The 910-nt window shown below is 67.5% G+C and carries 1 protein-coding gene; it reads right to left on the bottom strand.

Translation table 11 applies throughout. From position 1 onward, the window contains the following. Positions 1–910, bottom strand: a 910-nt coding sequence (locus E2C06_RS36680; protein WP_193560546.1) for an SdrD B-like domain-containing protein, incomplete at both ends; no start/stop codon positions are given.

The raw sequence follows: 910 nt of genomic DNA, 5'->3' as shown, positions 1-910 counted from the left end.
TGGGAGTGACGAACTTGACTGTGTAGGTGCCGGGAGCGGCGGAAAGGCTGTAGTTGCCGCTGCTGTCAGTGGTGGCGCTGGTGACCACGGTGCCGGCGGCGTTGAGTAGCTGGGCGGTGACGCCGGATAGCACGGCCTCGCCGGTCTGACGGACGCCGTCGCTGTTCAGGTCGGTGAAGGCCCGGCCGGTAATGGTGGCCGGCATGAAGCTGCCGGCGGAGAGATTGGCGACGGTCTGGCCCGAGGTGAGGGTGATGGCGGCGCTGCGGCCAGTGCTGCCAACATCGCTGTCGACGGCGTCGTTGCTGCCCTGGTCCTGGGCGGTGAAGCTGGTGCCGGAGGCGGCGGCAAACTGCACCTGGTAAGTACCGGGAGTGACGTTGCCGAAGCTGTAGGCGCCGTTGCTGCCGGTGGTGGTGGTGGCGACCACGGTGCCGGCAGTGTTGAGCAGTTGCACGGACTGGCCGGCAATGCCGGCCTCGCCGGTGCCCTGGATGCCGTCGCCGTTGGTGTCGGTGAAAGCCAGGCCGCTGACGGTTGCCGTTTTCCAAAGCCCGGCATCGACGTTGGCGACGGTCTGGCCGGAGGTGAGCGTGATGGCGGTGGTGACGCCGGTCGTGGGACTAGCGTCGCTGTCGAGGGTGTCGTCGCTGCCCCTGTCCTGCGAGCTGAGGCTGTAGCCCGTGGGAGTGACGAACTTGACTGTGTAGGTGCCGGGAGCGGCGGAAAGGCTGTAGTTGCCGCTGCTGTCAGTGGTGGCGCTGGTGACCACGGTGCCGGCGGCGTTGAGTAGCTGGGCGGTGACGCCGGGTAGCACGGCCTCGCCGGTCTGACGGACGCCGTCGCTGTTCAGGTCAGTGAAGGCCCGGCCAGTTATGTTGCCGTTCTGCCAAAGCCCGGCATCGACGTT

The sequence above is a fragment of the Dankookia rubra genome (genome assembly GCF_004355005.1).
Classification (GTDB): Bacteria; Pseudomonadota; Alphaproteobacteria; order Acetobacterales; family Acetobacteraceae; genus Paracraurococcus; species Paracraurococcus ruber_A.
The sequence above is the reverse complement of the archived record's forward strand: the minus strand, read 5'-3'. Positions and strand labels throughout refer to the sequence as shown.